Raw genomic sequence first — 17675 nt, 5'->3', positions numbered from 1 at the left:
CCTAGTCTAGTGGCTGTTCTTTTTCTATGTTTGTTTTTCGATATGGTTCGTACCAATCAAATAACATTTCTGCATCTGATTTATCGATATGCGGGATGATGGTAGATGCTCCGGTCACACCAGATTTAATCGTTGTAATAATAGAAGAAACATCCGCTCTTTTTTGAAAAATAGTAGTTCTTTCCGTCATCGATTGAATCCGTTTTTTCTCCATCCACACCCTTGTTTTACTAAATAGACGATATTGTATAACCAACTGACGTTCATTCATATAAAAGCCCGCTGTTTTCTGTTGCCAAATTCCAAGCCCATAGCTTAGTGGAAATAACAGCAAGGAGAATAAGCCAAAGGGAAAGAAAAAATAACTAACTGCCGCTGCAACTGGAATCATCCATATAAAATCTAAACGATAGAAAAATCTTCTCGACCTTCTCGGTACTTTCGTAAGGGCAGGATTAAATTGAAGTTCTGGAAATATTTCTTCTAATATTGGTGTTATTTTCTCTTTTTTAATAAGTGGAATTAAACGGATCTTTTCATCTTTTTCCGCTAAAGAACCCCCAGCACTATCCACAATTACCGCTGCATAGCCCATAAGTTGACGCAAAGGATTTTCAACTACTCGTATCCCTTGAATTCGGGAAAGTGGAATCGTTACTTTTTTCTTTTCTAACAATCCTCTTGTAATAATAATCTCTTCATCCTCTACTACAATTGTAAATTCATAATAGTTAATGAACGTGAGCACCACGGATACAATCCAAGCGATTAACAAAACAACAAAAACAACTAAGGCCACAATAAGTGCTCCAAAACGTATGAACACAACGATTTCTTCATAAATCGCTTCATATGGAATAACATTTGAAAATTGAGAAACAAAGACGGCTAGCCCTGAGAAAAATACCCCTACTCCACCAGAAGTGCTCGCCAGTATAAACAAGTCTTTTCCTGACATTTTAAAAATTGGTCGTTTTTCCTCTTTTACAAGTGGTTGTACTTCCAGAGACTCCTCTAACTCTTCTGGTAGTTTATTTTTCGCGTGTAGCATTTCATATTTAATCTGTTCTGCTGCTACTTTTGTAATCGCTGTTAGTTCTGCATCCGCTTCTTTAGTAGCGCCTCCACCAGCTGTTTCTACTTTTACTTTCACTAAACCAAAAGGTCTGTGAAAAATACCTTCTGTATAGTTCAAACTTTGAATTCGCTCAAAAGGGATATATCGCTTTTTCTTCACAAATAAACCATATTCAATACGAAGTTCCTCATCTTCGAACCAATACCTGAAACGTTTCCATTTAATAATGCCACTAACCAATAAAAAGATTAAAACAATTGTATAAATACCATACATAATATAAGAGGACCAATCCCCAGAATCCTCACTTCCACCAAATCCATTGACGGCGATTACTACAATAAATGGGATTATCATATCTTTTAATACTTTTACAAAATTGATCACTGCAGAAATCGGATGTAATTTATATTTTTCTTTAGACATCATCTTCCGCCACCCTTGCAAGTACAGAAATTCTGCCACGTAGTTCATCCGCTTCTGCCGTAATTAGTGCGGGTATTGTATGATTCGTTGCTGCTGTGGAAATTGTAATAGATGCCAAATCATATTTTCGTAAAATGGGTCCTTGCTCTGTGTCAACATGTTGCACACGAACCATTGGTACTAGTGTCCGTTTTACAACAAATAAACCATGCTGCAGTTCTATTTCTTGTTCTCTTACTTCATAGCGCCAACGCATCCATCTTACTTTTGGAAATAAATAAATTAGCAAGTAAGCAATGATTAATACGATTACCACATCCACTATGTACAGCCAAATGTACTCGCCTGTAAAGAAATTTATAACTCCCACTCCTGTACCGAGTAGCAATGCAATGAGTGTTTGAAAGACACCATAGATTCTCCACACACGTAATCCTTTTTCCGATATTCTATTTATTGGTTCTGCTCTCATTATCAACACCTCTTCCCTTGTATTGTATACGATTTTAGGGAGGAAATGTTTCAAATTAAAAAGGAATGTTTCTAGGCTAGTGAATTATCCTATTCTGCTTATTTTAGGAATAATAAATACTCATTAAAAAAAATCGTTCACAGTTTAAGGATGATACGTCCTAGTATATTCGCTATGATTAACGCTGGAGAGCGTAGAGTCATTCTCGCCACTTGTACGTAGGTTGAGCGGTCTCTCCTCGAAGTTGGACGATCTCGCCTGATAGTTGGACAATCCCTTCGCAAAATTGGACAATCATTGAAGAGTTAGGCAATCTCCCTTCCAACCACTGCAAATAGATGAAATTATGCATATAAGCTGAAACTAATTGAGCTTCCTTGCGATGCATTATCTCTATAATACAAAAGAAAAAGGACGAACCTGCATCGAAATGCAAGATTCATCCTTTATAATATTTATTTTAGTTTTCGTTACGTGGAGAACGAGTTCTAGTGCTACGTTGAGTAGAGCCGTCACGTGGACCACTGCTACGACGAGAGCTGCTAGGACGTGAACCGCCACCTGAGCGTGCAAATCCACGGTCGCTTCCAGAGCGTCCTGATGAACTACGTCCGCCGCTACGGTTACCTTTGTAACCACCGCCGCCTGAACGAGATCCGCCACCACCACTACGTTCTCTGCGAGCAGGTAGTGGACGCTCTTCAGAAAGAGCGATTGGAGTATCATCTGGCTCTTTTGTCATTGATTTTAAAGCTGCAGCAATTACATCTACTGCTTCAAATTTTTCAAGCATTTCCGCAGCTAAAGTACGGTAGTCGCCTAAATCATTTTTATTCACAATTTCTGATAACGTCTCAATCGCCACACGTTGTTGACCGATTAGCGCTTCGTCAGAACTTGGTGGACGAAGTGGAGTCATACGTTTTTTCGTTGTATCTTCAACAATACGTAAGTAACCCATTTCTCTTGGTGTTACGAAAGTTACAGCGACACCATTTTTCCCTGCTCGACCTGTACGACCGATACGGTGAACATAGCTTTCAGGATCTTGTGGGATATCAAAGTTGTAAACATGTGTTACACCAGAAATATCTAGTCCACGTGCTGCCACGTCTGTTGCAACTAGGATATCGATTTTATTCGATTTAAATTGTTTTAAAACAGACATACGTTTCGCTTGGCTTAAATCACCATGAATTCCTTCTGCAAGGTAACCACGGATGCTTAATGCATGCGCTAATTCATCTACACGACGTTTAGTACGACCGAAAACAATTGCAAGCTCTGGTTGGTGTACATTCAAGATTCTTGATAATACATCAAACTTTTCACGCTCATGCGCTTTTACAAAGAATTGCTCAATGTTTTCAACAGTCATTTCTTTAGACTTGATCTTTACTTCCACTGGATCTTTCATGAATCTCTCTGCAATTTTACGAATAGGTCCTGGCATTGTTGCTGAGAACAATAGCGTTTGACGTTCAGCAGGAACGCTTTCTAAAATTGTATTGATGTCTTCGATGAATCCCATGTTAAGCATTTCATCTGCTTCGTCTAAAATAAGTGTTTCTACTTGATCAAGTTTCAATGTACGACGGTTAATATGGTCTAAAATACGACCAGGCGTACCAACGATTACTTGTGGTTTATTTTTAAGTGCGCGAATTTGACGACCAATTTCTTGACCACCATAAACAGATAATAGACGAACTTTTTTATCGTACCCTAATTTATAAAGCTCTTCTGAAACTTGGATTGCAAGTTCACGTGTTGGAGCGATGATTAACGCTTGAATATTAGGATTTTTAGTATCAATTTTTTCAATCATTGGGATACCAAATGCAGCAGTTTTACCTGTACCAGTCTGTGCTTGACCGATAACATCGCGTCCACCCATAGCATGTGTAATAGTACCTTCTTGGATTGGTGTTGCTTCTTCAAATCCCATACGTTGAACGGATTTTAGAGTAGAAGCACTAATATTTAATTCTGAAAAATTTGTCAAAATTTTAATCTCCTTTTTCTTGTGTTTTGACAAATGGTTACATTTTCAGATGAAATTGCGGCAAATTCGAGCCTATACGAGGAACGTTTCCGTTACTTAAAATTCTCTGTGGTTTACAGTTCAGAGGGGTCTTATATAAAGGGAAAGCCCGGTCTTTTGCCGAGCGGTTCGTTAATGAGTGATTTAATCATACTACTTCAACAAACCGTTATGTTCAAAAAAAAGTACTCTTCATCAAATTCTGAAGAGTCTTCACACAAAATGTATCCATTGCTCTAAACGTAGTATATCATGCCTTATTATTAGTTGCAACGAAATAGCAACTGTTGTAATTATTAGTTTAATCATCCGCTCCTTTGTCGTTTAAAAATGTTAATGCACGTTGAAACCAATCTTCACAGTCATCACAATAACAAATATGGTGTTTACCCGTTTCAGAAAAGATAAGTTCTTTTTCTGCCGAGCCAATTTGATCAAACAAGAACTCAGCGGTAGTGTAAGGGACAATACCATCTTTTTTACCTTGGACTAAACAGACTGGTATTTTAATTTGGCTATAGTAGGGTTCAACTATACGTACTAATCGGATAAATTCGAGCGTCGCACGAATGGGCGTTTCTTTCCATTTGGAACTGTATCGCTTGTACAATATATTTTCTTCTAGTTTTCCTTCCACTGCTTCTTTCGCCATTTCTTTAATATCTTGTAAGAGCTGTGCAGGATAAATATATTTGGCTGCAGCACTTAGCAAAACAAGTTTAGCAATTGGGTATCGCATCGCTAAGTACATGGCAATAATACCACCCATAGAAAACCCAACAATATAAATCTTGTCCACTTCTTTTTGAAGTTTTCTTAACGCCAGTTCTGCCGCCATCAACCAATTTTCTGCAGTTAGTTTTTTAAGTGCCAACGTTTCCCCATGACCAGGGAGAGTCGGGACAATAATTGTCCAATTTGTCCTTTCCTGTAAAAAATCCACGAATGGCTGCACCTCATATGGTCCACCAGTAAAACCGTGAATACAAAGGACACCTGTTTTCATATTGCCCGACTCCTTTTTCGCTGTTATTTTTGGAAAGGTTCAATGATGCGTTCTAACTGCATTCCACGTGAGCCTTTTACTAACACAATCGATGCTTCATTTATTTTTTTATGCAAAAATGAAATAATTTCCGCATATTCATGTTCTACCCAAATTAGCTGTTCCACACTAAATTGGTCTACTAGTTTTTTGTAAAGCCATTCCATTCGCGGTCCGAATAAACAAACACCTGTAAACACTTTGTCTGAGATATATGTGCTCATCTCTTCATGATACTGCTTTTCGTTTTCACCAAGTTCCAACATATCACCAAGTACAAGCCATTTTTCTGATTTAATCGTCGACTGCTCTACAAAAGAAATGGCAGCTTTCATCGAGGTTGGTGCCGCATTATAAGCATCATTGATGAAAATAGCTCCGTTTTTCGCTTCCATTACTTGCATACGCATGTCAGTTAAAACGATTTCTTTTAATGCATCTCGCATTTGTTCCGCAGTCAGTCCTACTTCTTTAGCGATCAATAAAGCCGCTAATGTATTTTTCACTTGATGCTCTCCAAGTATTGGAATAGACATTTCTTCACTTAACAAGCCTTCGGTACGGAACTTACTACCTTGTTCAGTGAATGCCACTTCTGCTATACGTAAATCATTAGCTTCATCTACACCAAATGATTTTGAGAGCAAGGAAGGGGTATTTTCAATAAATGGACGAAGTAATGGCTCATCACCATCATAAAAAAGTTTCCCTTTCGCCTGTAAACCTGCAATAATTTCAAACTTCGCTTTGGCAATTCCTTCACGCGAGCCAAGGTCTTGCATATGTGCTTCGCCAATATTTGTAATAACTGCATACATTGGTTTTGCAAGCTTCGATAGAAACTCTATCTCACCAAAAGAACTCATTCCCATTTCTAGTACGGCAAATTCCGTATCTTCTTCTAGGGAAAGGATTGTTAAAGGTAATCCTAATTCATTGTTAAAATTTCCTTCTGTCTTTTTCACACGGAAATACGGGGAAAGTATGCCAGCTACTAAATCCTTTGTAGACGTTTTCCCGTTCGATCCTGTAATACCTATGAAAGTAGCTTCCAATTCCGCTCGGTATGCTACAGCCATTTGTTGAAGTGCTTTTTCACCACTATCTACAATTAAAAGTGGAACATCCTTTGGAGGATTTGGCTCATCCTTTAACCAAAGTGATGCGACAGCCCCTTTATCAAAAGCATCTTGCACAAAACGGTGCCCATTTACATTTTCCCCTCGGAAAGGGATAAACAAATCGCCAGGTTGCAATGTTCTTGTATTAATGGAAACACCTGTTACAAGCGGATTATTTTCAAGGGATACATCTCCCCCTAACCAGTTTGCGATTTCGGCCAAACTTTTTTTCAATTTGCTCACTCTCCGTCCTTCGAATGCTCCAGCTGTTGCTTTTCCTCGTAACGTTCTAGAGCTAGCGTAATTAATTCTTCAATTAGCTCCGAATAAGATAAACCAGATTCGATCCAAAGCTTCGGATACATACTAATCGGGGTAAAACCTGGCATTGTATTTACTTCATTAATAATAACTTCTTCCTCATCCGTCACAAAAAAGTCTGCACGAACAAGCCCAGAACAATCGAGTACTTTAAATGCACGTACCGCTGCATCTTCCATTTTCTTCAACAACTCATCAGAGACTATCGCTGGAATCGCATAGTTCGTCGTGCCGTCTTCATATTTTGCTTCGTAATCGTAAAAGTCTTTCGTCGGCAAGACCTCTCCTGCTATGGAACATTTTGGCTGATCATTACCTAACACACTCATTTCTAATTCGCGTGCCTTGATACCTTGTTCCACAATAATTTTCCGATCATATTTGAATGCTAATTCTATTGCTTTCATGAGTTCTTCTCTATTGGCTGCTTTTGTAATACCTACGCTTGATCCAAGATTTGCCGGTTTGACAAATAAAGGCCATTGCAAACTTTTTTCCATTTGATCAAGCAGAGTCTTTTGATTATTTTTCCATTCTTTACGGATGAAGTGCATGTAAGGAACTTGGGATAATCCCGCTTGTGCAAATAATTGCTTCATCACTACTTTATCCATACCTGCTGCAGATGCGAGCACACCATTTCCAACGTATGGTAAATTCAATACTTCTAACAACCCTTGCACCGTGCCATCTTCTCCATTTGGTCCATGTAGAAGCGGGAAAATAACATCGAGCTTCGATGTTTCATCATCTTCAACTGGTAAAAAACTTGCGATGGAATTTGGTTTAGATGCTTCCGAGCCAAATTGAAGCGTCTTTGTGGACTCTGCCGGACCAACAAGAGCGCTTCCTTTTATCCATTCACCTGTTTTTGTTATATAGATTGGATATACTTCATATTTATCAAAATTTATCGCTTGGGATACTGCTCTTGCTGTAAGTAACGACACTTCATGCTCAGCAGATTTACCACCGTATAGTAAGCCTAATTTTATTTTCATTTGTAAATAACCTCCACGTTTTGGGATATTACTAGTTTATCACGGACAGCATCATTAGATGAATCATTATCCGAATAATTTCAAGCCAACCACTCCAAAAATAATACAACTTAAAAAGAATAGTTTTTTCCAGCTTTTCTTTTCTTTAAAAAAGTACATTCCTATTAATACACTTCCAGCTGCTCCGATTCCGGTCCATACCGCATAGCCAGTACCTACTGCTATATCTTTCAACGCAAGCGATAATAGGAAAAAGCTTAAACATGCCGAAATAATAGTGAAAATCGTATATTTCACATTTTTAAATCCGTCCGAAAGTTTCATATTGACCACGAATGCTACTTCAAATACACCTGCGATTATTAATACAATCCACTCCATTATGCATCCTCCTGTTCATCATCTACAAGCTTTAATCCAATGATGCCAAACAGTAATACACATAAAAAGAATAGTTTAGCGAAGCTAATGGTTTCTTGAAACCAAAGAATCCCGACAACTACAGTACCCGCTGCACCGATCCCTGTAAAAATAGCATATGCCGTTCCAATCGGAATCGTCTTCATTGCTTTAGCAAATATGAAAAAGCTTACGATTAAAAAGACGATTGTCACAATAGAAGGTACGAGTTCCGTAAAGCCATTTGCTTCTTTAAGGCCAATTGCCCAAATAACTTCCGTCAATCCTGCAATGATTAATAATAACCAAGCCACTTATAAACACCTCTGTTCTTTTACATCCACTCATTTTAGCACATGAAGGATTAAGAAATAAAAAACACAATGATTAGATATGCCGTGTTTTGCATTATAGGGGTACTGTGTCGTAAAGCCCTGTTAGGTGGCCGCTAAGATTTTCGCTGCAATCGTACGCTTTCCGCCGGGTAAGCGATGAGCCATCCCCGCCGCTTAGGCGTACGTTGGGATGTCTCATTTTGCTCACTTATCCGGCTGGAGTCGACGCTTGCAGCGAAAATCAATGGAAATTACTTGCTTATTCAATATTTGCTTGCAAATAACAAAGCTTACTACATTTTATGGGCCTATTTTATCCAGTAAATGGCTTAGAGCAACCAACCATTCATGGAAAGCAACCAATTCCATTCTGAAAGCAATCAAATCATCGCGAGAGCAATCAAATAGCCGATGAAAGCAACTAAATTCTTAAATCAGCTCTTTACTTAGGGTGAGATGACTATAATTTTTATATATTATTGGAACAATACGTTATAAAGCCATCTGAACAGGCAAGCTAGTATCGGATAGGCTGGGGTTGTCGTGTTCAGCTCCCATGTTTTCTCTTTCGAGGTGTGTATTCTAATGTTCGGAATTGTGATTGTCACGCACACTGTGGAAATTGGCTGGTTCAACCATTTATTGTTAATTTAGGATACTAATAAGTTAGTATTTTCCATTGGATTTTCGTAGCAGGGCGGCGACTCCAGTAGAGGCCAACAGGATGTTGGTCACGAAGACGTTGCCACACGATGTGGCGTTCCTAGCCTTTGCTCCTCTGCCTGAGTAAAATGAGACTTCACAACGTACGCGCGTAGGCGCGGCGGTGAAGGCTCATCGCTCACCCTACGGAAAGCGTCCGCCCTGCTGCGAAAATCCCTGCGGACACTTTATACAATTCACTAAGACGCATTATCCTTAAACAGTTACGCACTATCTTCTTTAGTTATTTTTCACAAAAAATAAACGCTCTTGCAACTTACCATTGCAAAAGCGCCCTAAGTTAAAGTTCAATTATAAAATCTGCTGACTTTTCCAGATGAAGTTTTAAATCGCCGAGTACTTCATCTGGAAAGATGTTCTCGGGCAAACTTCTAATTTCAATTCCATAATTGGTTTTGCCCATTTTAAATAAAGACATGAGCACGCCATCTTCATAATAGTCGGCATACGTTTCTACTTTTTCCGTCGTCAACTCCGGCAAGATGATATTATTTTTTTTCCGCCAAAAAGCAGTAGTTTTTGCTTTTTCGTTAATGTATTGATTGAACACACTAGCGACTAAATGATTAAAATCTTCTGTATCGCGGAAATAAATTTTCGTTATCTCTTGACTCTCATCCGTTAAATAGACGAATCTATTTTGAAGATGGTGATAAAATGGTAATCGCAATGTCTCTTTTTTATGAGCAATATACAATAGCTCTGCTTGCTCTTGCGGAGATAGCATATTTAACTTACGTTCATCCGTAAAATCTAAAAAACATAAAGCTGTTGATCGTTCAGTGAAATCCTTTAAAAAGCGATTGAATTCATCGTTTACGACAAATTCTAACTGGGTATGAATATTAAAAGACGCTTCTTCGTATCGATGTTTTAATAATAAAAGAGCGGACAAATCCGAGAAATGCCGTATAAACTGTTGAACAGAAATACCGCTAAACAACACAAAATGCTCTATTTCATTTACATGGACATATAAATGCGTTATATATTCTTCTATTTCTTTCTCTTTTTTCGCCACTAAAAACACCCCTTTATTCTACGTAATATGATAGCATAATTTTTCCAATGAAACATCTTTATCTCCATCTTCGTCACTTATACCTACAAGCCAAAAACATCATTTTAAGCTATAATGAATATGGGAAATTTGATAGAAATTTAGGTGACTCTTATGGAAAACAAAAAAGGCTTTGCCGATCGCTTTGATTGGACGCTTGCTTTTATCATATTATTATTTTTAATCGTTAGCTTACTAGCGATTTCTTCGGCAGTAACAACTGGTCAATATGCAGGATACAACTTTGTAACTAAACAAGTTTTTTGGTATGGAGTAGGTGCTGTCATTGTCGGACTCGTCATGTTTTTTGAACCAGAGCAGTACAAAAAAATGTCTTGGATTATTTATGGCTTTGGAGTATTTCTACTTTTTGTTCTTTTTATCCTTCCGGGAAGCTTGGATCTTGTTGCTCCTAGAAACAATGCCAAAAGTTGGTTCCACTTACCGATCGGAGACATACAGCCAGCAGAGTTTATGAAGACCTTCTATATTTTAGCTCTTGCTCGTTTAATTACTAAACATCACGAGTTGAATCTCATGAAGACCATAAAGACCGACTTAATCTTACTTGGAAAAATTGGGATAACTTTGCTTGTACCCTTGTTCTTTATCCTGAAACAACCTGACCTTGGGACGGCGCTTGTGTTCTTAGCAATTACGGCTGCTTTAGTTATTGTAGCGGGTATTACTTGGAAAATCATTCTTCCTTTGTTGGTAGGCTCTGTAACAATTGGAGCATCCCTTCTTTGGATGGCTCTTTATATGCAAGATTTTTTAGAAGACAAGTTCGGCTTACAAGCTTATCAATTTGCTCGTATTTACTCTTGGTTGGACCCATATTCCTATGCAGCCGATGAAGGGATGCACTTAATCACTTCTTTAAACGCAATTGGTTCAGGTGAAATTTTTGGAAAAGGTTATGGTGGACGTGTAGTATATGTCCCTGAAAACCATACAGACTTTATATTTGCAGTTATCGGTGAAGAATATGGATTTATCGGAACGAGTATTGTTATCAGTATTTTCTTCTTACTTATTTTTCACTTAACGAAGATCACCCTACAACTAAAGGATGCATACAGCACGTATGTATGTGCAGGAATTATTGCCATGATCACATTCCATGTGTTCGAAAATATTGGCATGACGATACAGTTACTACCGATTACGGGAATTCCACTTCCCTTTATAAGTTATGGTGGTAGTTCGCTTATGGGTAATATGCTTGCCCTTGGCTTAGTGTTTAGTATGAAGTTTCATCACAAAACATATATGTTTGCAAAAAATGAAGATGAATAAAAAGAGTGGCTCTAAAGTTCATGTCTATACGAACTTTTCGAGCCACTCTTTTTAACTTTGCGTGTGTGGAGTTTGTGCTGGTGGTGCTAACGCTTTAAGTATGTCAAGTCTCGATTTTGTCATTGTAACAGTAACACCCAGCTTCGAAAGATTACTTACAATTTTCTTTAAATCAACTTCCTTTGCCATTCTATCCACCTCGTCCTCTCCAATTATTATTACGATTTATCTTGAAAAAAGTTTCTTCTTTTGATTTTGTTTTTATCATACCACTTTTTTATGCATTTTAAACTTACTTTTATATTACATATTTTAAACTTTTGTAAACCAAGCTAGTAATGAAAATAGCGAACAAAAGGAGTGATATCAAATGAATGTGAAAGATGTGATGAGCAGAGAAGTTGTGACATGTAATCCACAAGATTACGTAAATGAAGTTGCTGATCAAATGCGTACACTGGATATTGGCTGTTTACCAGTTGTCAGCAACAAAAAATTAGTCGGTATGATTACTGATCGGGATATCGTAACACGTTCAGTTGCAAGAAATGTACGGAGTAAAGTCGAAGAAGTCATGACGAAATCTGTTATTTCCGTCTCCCCTAACGATACGACCACAGATGCCTCCGTTGTAATGGCTCGTAATCAAGTGCGCAGACTCCCCGTTATGGAAGATGGATTACTAGTTGGCTTTGTGTCACTGGCGGATCTTGCTTTTCCTTTTCCACATGTGCATGAAATTTCTAACGCTATGGAAAGCATATCCGAACCACGAGATTATTAAATATAAGAGCTATCCCTAAATTTTCGGGGGATGGCTTTTTTGAATACATAAATAGCGACTTCATTTCTAATGTGCCAAACTATAGGGAAACGTGTAATATAGAGGGTATAAGATTTGCAGAAAGCAGGTTTACCCATGAAAAAGACTCTTTTTATATTAATGTCCATACAATTTTTAGTCTATTTAGGTTTCGGGATTATCATTCCTGTGTTACCCGAAGTAATTTTACAGCAAAATTATCATGAAGTGCATGTGGGTGGTTTACTAACCGTTTACTCACTTGCTTCCTTTTTCACTGCACCGCTATGGGGAATGTTATCTGATCGCGTCGGTCGAAAAACACTTATTTTAGTTGGACTAGTTGGATTCAGCCTAAGCTTTTGGTTGTTTTCATTATTTTTCGATTCGCTGTTTATGCTTTACTTGTCCCGTGTAGTGGGAGGATTATTTTCTGGCGCCCTGTATGCAGCAGTGACTGGATTTGCAGCAGATTTATCAGATGAAGAAAACCGTAATAAGTATATGGGCTTTCTCGGAATGTCGATTGGTTTAGGGTTTATTTTTGGGCCTGCAATTGGCGGTGTGCTTGGACATGTTAACTTGACCTTACCTTTTACTGCTTCAGCGCTATTATTACTTTTAATTTTTGTGTATGCGTCTATTATTTTGAAAGAGCCAGCACGTACGGGGGAAGCAAACAAACGGGCACTTCTTCCGAAAGGTGCCGCAAGCCTTTGGGGTTATCGTATTAAGTATTTGTTCTTATTTTCATTTATGGTAACGTTTTTGCTTGCTGGTTTAGAGGCTACATTCCAATTATTCCAAATTGAAAGAATTGAAATTACACCGCTTCAAATCGGATATTTGTTTATGTTTAGTGGATTTGTCGATGCAGCTATCCAAGGCGGAGTTGTCCGTCGTATTAAAAATGGTACAGAAACAAAATGGCTTTTATATGCACAAATTATTACCGCAATCGGTTTGTTTATGACTGTATTTACCAATAGTATTATATGGGCAGGTTTCTCGCTATGTGTGTTTACGGCTGGAAATGCACTTGCACGAACAACCATTGTATCGCTTACTTCGAAAGAATCAGGAGGACGCTACGGCACCGCAGCTGGCATGGCCTACTCCATGGATAATCTCGGGCGAATCATTGGTCCATTATTATTCGCATGGTTGTTTACCGTTCAACCCGATAATATTTATGTAGTATCTGCAGTGCTCGCGATTCTGTCTATAGGATTGATCTTCGCATTCCGTAATTCGATGAAATCTTTAAAAATTGTAAAGTAAGATTAAATGCCAAGGAGACGAAGAGTCGCTCCTTGGCATTTTTCTATTGCAGTTCAGGATGCGCAGTACGTACAACAGATGGTCTTGCAAGTATTAATACGACCGCTATTAATAACAAGCTCGAAACGATAAGAATGCCTTCAGCTGGTAACAAATCATATAAAAATCCGTATATGACAGTACCTAGTGGCATTAGCGCCATTGCCATCGTTTCGATAATAGAGAAAACGCGACCTTTATAATCATCATCAATCATTTTTTGCATCATCACTTGCATTGGGGTGTTCGTAATAATCATTGCAGAACCTAAGCAAAACATCAAAACAACATAATAACCGAACGTGACAGGATAAGGCATGCTAATGATTAGCGGCATCGCTACTGCTCCCATGAGTATACCCATCACCGTTATGCTTCTTTTCGAAAGTAATAAAGGATATTTCACTTCATTTCTAGTAGAGAAGTAAATGGACATAAGCAACATCCCTACGGCAAAAGCCCCTTCTGTTAGACCAAAATGTGCAGGAGCCATTTTCAGCTTTTCGATTAAAATAAAAGAATAGCCGACCATATAAGCTCCAAATAAAAAATTGATAAAAAGGGAAATCCACACAATCGCTTTCAAAATCGGTTCGTTTTTTAAATAACGCAATCCTTCCTTCATACTTTGAAGCATTGGTTCTTTTTCTTCCCCTTCTACCACTTCTTTTCGTTTTGCAAATAAAGTGAAATTCATCGTCGACTCCAAAATCACTGCAATGGCGGATGCAACCAAATACATAATAAGAAATACCGGCATAGGAACTGCTCCATATAATAGTCCACCTAACGCAGGACTTCCGATTGCAGCAAATGAAATCGACATTTGGTTCAGCGACATCGCCTTTTGAATTCTGCCTTCATCCACTAAACCAGTTATGGATGAACTAAATGTGACACTAGAAAAAGTAGAAGCTAACGATAAAATAACGGTCGTAGTATAAATTGCTAGTAGTGACAATCCCGCTGTTAAACTAACAATCAGGAGGCCACTTATCGCTAAAGTCGTTGCGATTTGTGCCACAATGACAATCATTTTCCTCGAATATCTGTCCGCAGCATATCCTGCAAATGGTGCAGCTAAGGTTCTTGGTAAAATACTACATATCAAATTCAATGCAAAATTGGAAGCGGATCCCGTCATTTGCAAAATGTAAAAACTAATTGCGAAAGCATACACTTGTGCACCAAAACTCGATATCATCTTACTAATAGTAAACGTCCATAAATGATAAGTAGCCCTTTTCAGCTTTAACGCTTCTTCCATTTTCATTTCCCCTTTGAAATGTTTAATTTGATTAAACAAATAATAGCATAGCATTACTTTCATTTCAACCAAAAGTTTAATATAATTAAACTAATAAGATGAGGTGAAGAAAATGCCAACATTAGGAGAACGAATTCGCAAGCTAAGAAAACAGCAAAAGATGACATTGGAAACTCTTGCAGGTACAGAGCTCACAAAAGGAATGCTCAGTTTAATCGAAAACAACAAAGCCAACCCTTCTATGGAAAGCTTAAATTATATAGCTGGAAGATTAAATGTGGACATGACGGAGCTTTTAGAAGAAGTCAGTAACATGGAACTAAGGGAGATACTTGAAAAAGCGGAAATCCTTTTTAGCACGTCGTATGAGGATTTAACAGATGAGTATGAGCAATTGATTGAATTAGTAAAACCATATGTACCTAAGCTTACAAAAGGATATGAAGCTGCCCGTTTAATGGAAATGTACAGTCGCTGTTTATCTTTGACTAATACTGATGACTCTGAACATCTATTAAAACGAGTTGCCGTGATGTATGAACAATTAAACTTAACTACGAGGAGGGCAAGTATAGGGGCAGCTCTTGCGGTAATTCCATATCGGAAACATCAATATCAAGAGTCTCTGGACATACTCCTTCAAGAACGAACAAAACTGGAAGCAAATCCATTATGGATAGATCCTCTATCTCGTCTAGATTACGATTATTTAGAAGCTACTTTATATTTTGCTGTCGGCAAATATGAAGATGCTATTCGCGTAATGGAAAAAGCCATTCAATATTCCAATAGACATAAAATTTTTAAACAAGTGGATAATTTATATAGATTAGCGGCTGCTCAAGCAATGATGGCAGAAGATGAGGTAAAAAAAGAATATTATTTAAATAAGCTTCTTGCCTATAGTGAATTTGCCGATGATGAAGATTCAAAAGTTTTCATCTACTATGCGGAAATACATTACTTAAATTCTTATAAAAAAATGTACAAAGAAGCAGATCGTTTATACAATACACTATCGATTAAAAATATAACCAAAAAACTATTTACCCCTTTTTTCTTGCTAGAAAAAGGAAAAACTTTATTTGGTTTAGGTCACTACGAACAGGCGATTGAAAAGTTAAAGGAAGTTGCCATTCCGGAAATCCTTCATCATCCAATTGATTTATCGATTTTCTTCGAGAAAGATGCCTATATCGCATTATGTTACTTGGAACTCGAACAAAAAGACCAAGCAATGGAAACAGTACAAGTTGCTTTAGATAATATCAATAAAATGCCAGATACTCCATATAAGAAGTTTATCGAAAAAACTTATAAAAAAGTGTCGTCTTCCCATTCTAACTGATTGGGAGACGACACTTTATTTATGCGAGCTGATATACATTCTTTTTACTCCGAATGATATGTCCAATAATTATCCAACCAATTTGTAAACTTAGTCCAAGCATCTTCAAAATCTGGTTGAATGCAGGAAATTTGGATTAAACCTCTTTCCACCAAGTAATCACTCTTATAATGAAGATCAAATCCAGACATACGTGCATCTTCCGCTAAATAGGGAAACGTTTTTTCCTCCCAAGTAAAAATCATTGGATAAGGATCATCTGCTAATAATGGAATTTGATGTTTTCCTACCTCTGCCTCTATAAATTTCATTCGATCATGTAAAAGTGTATATCTTGCTCCTTTTTCATATGCTTTTAGGGCATATTCTAAGCTGTGTACAAGCTGTGATGACATCGTAAATGGAATCATTTGACTAGCTGTCAATCCAATATCTAAATAAGCTGGAATCTTATCGCTCGTCACTATTTCCGAGTTGGAAAAGACAAATGCTAAGCCACTCATCGTACCAATCGCTTTACCACTCACTCCAGTTGCTAAATATACACCATCCATTGAAAATGGAAGTGCCCCAAAAGAACTCACACAATCTGCACATAAAAATACATTGTACTTTTTGCACAGCCTAGCTATCTCTTCTAAATCATTTAACATTCCCGTCGAGGTTTCTCCGTGCGTCATAAGTAACCAGCTATATTTACCACTTGCAAGTTCCTTCTCTATAGCTGCTATATCAAATGATGTTCCCCACTCATACGCTTGTGACTTGTAGGAAAGTCCCCATCTTCCTGCTTGCTTTTCTAGACGTTCTCCAAAAGCTCCATTTGTGAGGATTAAGCCCTTCTCATCTAGTACATGTAATTGTGCAATCATCGCTTCGTTGGCAAGCGTGCCACTTCCAACTAAAAGATGTACATGTCTCGCTCCACTCATTGTCAGAAGACTATTTTTAACCCGCTCTAGCATCACTTTGAATTCATGCGAACGATGAGAAATTGGTCTTTCTAAAAATGCTTGTTGAATTTGTTTTGATTGTTGAACAGGTCCAGGGTAAAACGAATATCTTTTTTGCTTAAAACGAGCGGCAACCGAACGATCAAATCGTTCTCTCGTTAACACCATTGGGACGAAAAGGGCATCGCCTGTCCCTACCGTGTCTGCAAAAGGTTCAAAGCCTAGCTGATTATATAATTTTTGCTCTCGTATCGTCCCAGAGATAACCGCCGCACCATATCCGTTCTCATAGGCATAATCAGATAATGCTCGAGCTAAATAGTAAAATACTCGTCCATTTCGATGCGCTTTGTCGACTGCCATCAATCGTACTTCGCATAGCATTCCCTGAAGCGCATCATCTGGAAGTAAATCTTCTACCGGTCCAAGCTTTAAATCTAAGGAAAAAGGACGGATTGCGCGAAAAGCAACCATCCCTGCCAGTTCCTGATCCTTTAGCACAATCACATAGACGTTTTCATGATGAAACGGGTCAACCCGCATACCACTTGGATCCGGTTCATGCTGGGGAATTTCTTCCACAAATGTTTGATAGTTTAATCTAGCAATCGCTTCAAATTCTTTTTCCGTTCTCGCAATTTTACACCAGTACATCCAAACA

General features: G+C 38.0%; 16 protein-coding genes. 4 read left to right on the top strand and 12 right to left on the bottom strand.

Features of this window, described 5'->3' with window-relative positions:
- Position 1: 1 nt before the first annotated feature.
- The 9 genes from ACIQ38_RS13175 to ACIQ38_RS13135 form a co-directional block, all read right to left on the bottom strand.
- Entirely contained in the window at positions 2 to 1504 is a 1503-nt protein-coding gene (locus ACIQ38_RS13175) for a PH domain-containing protein (protein ID WP_402823485.1), read from the bottom strand.
- Entirely contained in the window at positions 1497 to 1976 is a 480-nt protein-coding gene (locus tag ACIQ38_RS13170; protein ID WP_402823482.1) for a PH domain-containing protein, read from the bottom strand. The genes ACIQ38_RS13175 and ACIQ38_RS13170 overlap by 8 nt, the downstream gene beginning before the upstream one ends.
- 460 nt (positions 1977 to 2436) lie before the next feature.
- Positions 2437 to 3981, bottom strand: coding sequence for a degradosome RNA helicase CshA (gene cshA / locus ACIQ38_RS13165; RefSeq protein ID WP_402823479.1), 1545 nt, complete (start codon positions 3979 to 3981; stop codon positions 2437 to 2439).
- A 340-nt stretch (positions 3982 to 4321) separates the two neighbouring features.
- Positions 4322 to 5026: an alpha/beta hydrolase gene (locus tag ACIQ38_RS13160; RefSeq protein WP_402823476.1), complete on the bottom strand. Its 705-nt coding sequence runs from the start codon at positions 5024 to 5026 to the stop codon at positions 4322 to 4324.
- Positions 5027 to 5049: 23 nt separating this feature from the next.
- Positions 5050 to 6420, bottom strand: a complete 1371-nt coding sequence (locus ACIQ38_RS13155) for a UDP-N-acetylmuramoyl-tripeptide--D-alanyl-D-alanine ligase (RefSeq protein ID WP_402823473.1) — start codon at positions 6418 to 6420, stop codon at positions 5050 to 5052.
- A 5-nt stretch (positions 6421 to 6425) separates the two neighbouring features.
- Positions 6426 to 7508 (bottom strand): D-alanine--D-alanine ligase, encoded by a 1083-nt coding sequence (locus tag ACIQ38_RS13150; protein WP_402823470.1) that lies wholly within the window; start codon positions 7506 to 7508, stop codon positions 6426 to 6428.
- A gap of 66 nt (positions 7509 to 7574) precedes the next feature.
- On the bottom strand, positions 7575 to 7889 hold the full coding sequence (locus tag ACIQ38_RS13145) for a DMT family transporter (protein WP_402823467.1): 315 nt from the start codon (positions 7887 to 7889) through the stop codon (positions 7575 to 7577).
- Complete coding sequence (locus ACIQ38_RS13140; protein WP_402823464.1) at positions 7889 to 8221, bottom strand: DMT family transporter; 333 nt, start codon at positions 8219 to 8221, stop codon at positions 7889 to 7891. The genes ACIQ38_RS13145 and ACIQ38_RS13140 overlap by 1 nt, the downstream gene beginning before the upstream one ends.
- A 1024-nt stretch (positions 8222 to 9245) precedes the next feature.
- Positions 9246 to 9986, bottom strand: coding sequence for a hypothetical protein (locus ACIQ38_RS13135; RefSeq protein ID WP_402823461.1), 741 nt, complete (start codon positions 9984 to 9986; stop codon positions 9246 to 9248).
- 153 nt (positions 9987 to 10139) lie between these two features.
- On the opposite strand from ACIQ38_RS13135, the gene ACIQ38_RS13130 reads away from it, so the two are divergent.
- The gene (locus ACIQ38_RS13130) at positions 10140 to 11324 is read left to right on the top strand and encodes an FtsW/RodA/SpoVE family cell cycle protein (RefSeq protein WP_402823458.1); all 1185 of its coding nucleotides are present in this window, start codon (positions 10140 to 10142) and stop codon (positions 11322 to 11324) included.
- Between the two features lie 51 nt (positions 11325 to 11375).
- On the opposite strand, the gene ACIQ38_RS13125 is transcribed toward ACIQ38_RS13130, so the two are convergent.
- Positions 11376 to 11513, bottom strand: a complete 138-nt coding sequence (locus ACIQ38_RS13125) for an Lmo0850 family protein (RefSeq protein WP_170206517.1) — start codon at positions 11511 to 11513, stop codon at positions 11376 to 11378.
- Positions 11514 to 11694: 181 nt separating this feature from the next.
- Here ACIQ38_RS13125 and ACIQ38_RS13120 point away from each other — a divergent pair, with 181 nt between their 5' ends.
- Positions 11695 to 12108: a CBS domain-containing protein gene (locus tag ACIQ38_RS13120; RefSeq protein ID WP_402823454.1), complete on the top strand. Its 414-nt coding sequence runs from the start codon at positions 11695 to 11697 to the stop codon at positions 12106 to 12108.
- A 135-nt stretch (positions 12109 to 12243) separates the two neighbouring features.
- The gene (locus tag ACIQ38_RS13115; RefSeq protein ID WP_402823451.1) at positions 12244 to 13407 is read left to right on the top strand and encodes an MFS transporter; all 1164 of its coding nucleotides are present in this window, start codon (positions 12244 to 12246) and stop codon (positions 13405 to 13407) included.
- Between the two features lie 43 nt (positions 13408 to 13450).
- On the opposite strand, the gene ACIQ38_RS13110 is transcribed toward ACIQ38_RS13115, so the two are convergent.
- Positions 13451 to 14713, bottom strand: a complete 1263-nt coding sequence (locus ACIQ38_RS13110; protein WP_402823448.1) for an MFS transporter — start codon at positions 14711 to 14713, stop codon at positions 13451 to 13453.
- A gap of 112 nt (positions 14714 to 14825) precedes the next feature.
- On the opposite strand from ACIQ38_RS13110, the gene ACIQ38_RS13105 reads away from it, so the two are divergent.
- Complete coding sequence (locus ACIQ38_RS13105) at positions 14826 to 16061, top strand: helix-turn-helix domain-containing protein (protein ID WP_402823445.1); 1236 nt, start codon at positions 14826 to 14828, stop codon at positions 16059 to 16061.
- 44 nt (positions 16062 to 16105) lie between these two features.
- Here ACIQ38_RS13105 and ACIQ38_RS13100 read toward each other — a convergent pair whose 3' ends face one another.
- Entirely contained in the window at positions 16106 to 17668 is a 1563-nt protein-coding gene (locus ACIQ38_RS13100) for an aminotransferase class V-fold PLP-dependent enzyme (RefSeq protein WP_402823442.1), read from the bottom strand.
- Positions 17669 to 17675 lie beyond the last annotated feature (7 nt).

Source organism: Psychrobacillus sp. NPDC096389 (assembly GCF_044762855.1).
In the GTDB taxonomy this organism is placed as follows: Bacteria; Bacillota; Bacilli; order Bacillales_A; family Planococcaceae; genus Psychrobacillus.
Note: the sequence above shows the minus strand (reverse complement) of the source record. Positions and strands in the feature narration are given on the sequence as shown.

Excerpts from the sequence above, each read along its gene's own strand:
- ACIQ38_RS13110 (WP_402823448.1), bottom strand. The coding sequence starts at position 14,713 with ATGGAAGAAGCGTTAAAGCTGAAAAGGGCTACTTATCATTTATGGACG.
- ACIQ38_RS13175 (WP_402823485.1), bottom strand. The coding sequence starts at position 1,504 with ATGTCTAAAGAAAAATATAAATTACATCCGATTTCTGCAGTGATCAAT.
- ACIQ38_RS13100 (WP_402823442.1), bottom strand. The coding sequence starts at position 17,668 with ATGTACTGGTGTAAAATTGCGAGAACGGAAAAAGAATTTGAAGCGATT.
- ACIQ38_RS13150 (WP_402823470.1), bottom strand. The coding sequence starts at position 7,508 with ATGAAAATAAAATTAGGCTTACTATACGGTGGTAAATCTGCTGAGCAT.
- ACIQ38_RS13170 (WP_402823482.1), bottom strand. The coding sequence starts at position 1,976 with ATGAGAGCAGAACCAATAAATAGAATATCGGAAAAAGGATTACGTGTG.
- ACIQ38_RS13115 (WP_402823451.1), top strand. The coding sequence starts at position 12,244 with ATGAAAAAGACTCTTTTTATATTAATGTCCATACAATTTTTAGTCTAT.
- ACIQ38_RS13130 (WP_402823458.1), top strand. The coding sequence starts at position 10,140 with ATGGAAAACAAAAAAGGCTTTGCCGATCGCTTTGATTGGACGCTTGCT.
- ACIQ38_RS13145 (WP_402823467.1), bottom strand. The coding sequence starts at position 7,889 with ATGGAGTGGATTGTATTAATAATCGCAGGTGTATTTGAAGTAGCATTC.
- ACIQ38_RS13120 (WP_402823454.1), top strand. The coding sequence starts at position 11,695 with ATGAATGTGAAAGATGTGATGAGCAGAGAAGTTGTGACATGTAATCCA.
- ACIQ38_RS13105 (WP_402823445.1), top strand. The coding sequence starts at position 14,826 with ATGCCAACATTAGGAGAACGAATTCGCAAGCTAAGAAAACAGCAAAAG.
- ACIQ38_RS13160 (WP_402823476.1), bottom strand. The coding sequence starts at position 5,026 with ATGAAAACAGGTGTCCTTTGTATTCACGGTTTTACTGGTGGACCATAT.
- ACIQ38_RS13125 (WP_170206517.1), bottom strand. The coding sequence starts at position 11,513 with ATGGCAAAGGAAGTTGATTTAAAGAAAATTGTAAGTAATCTTTCGAAG.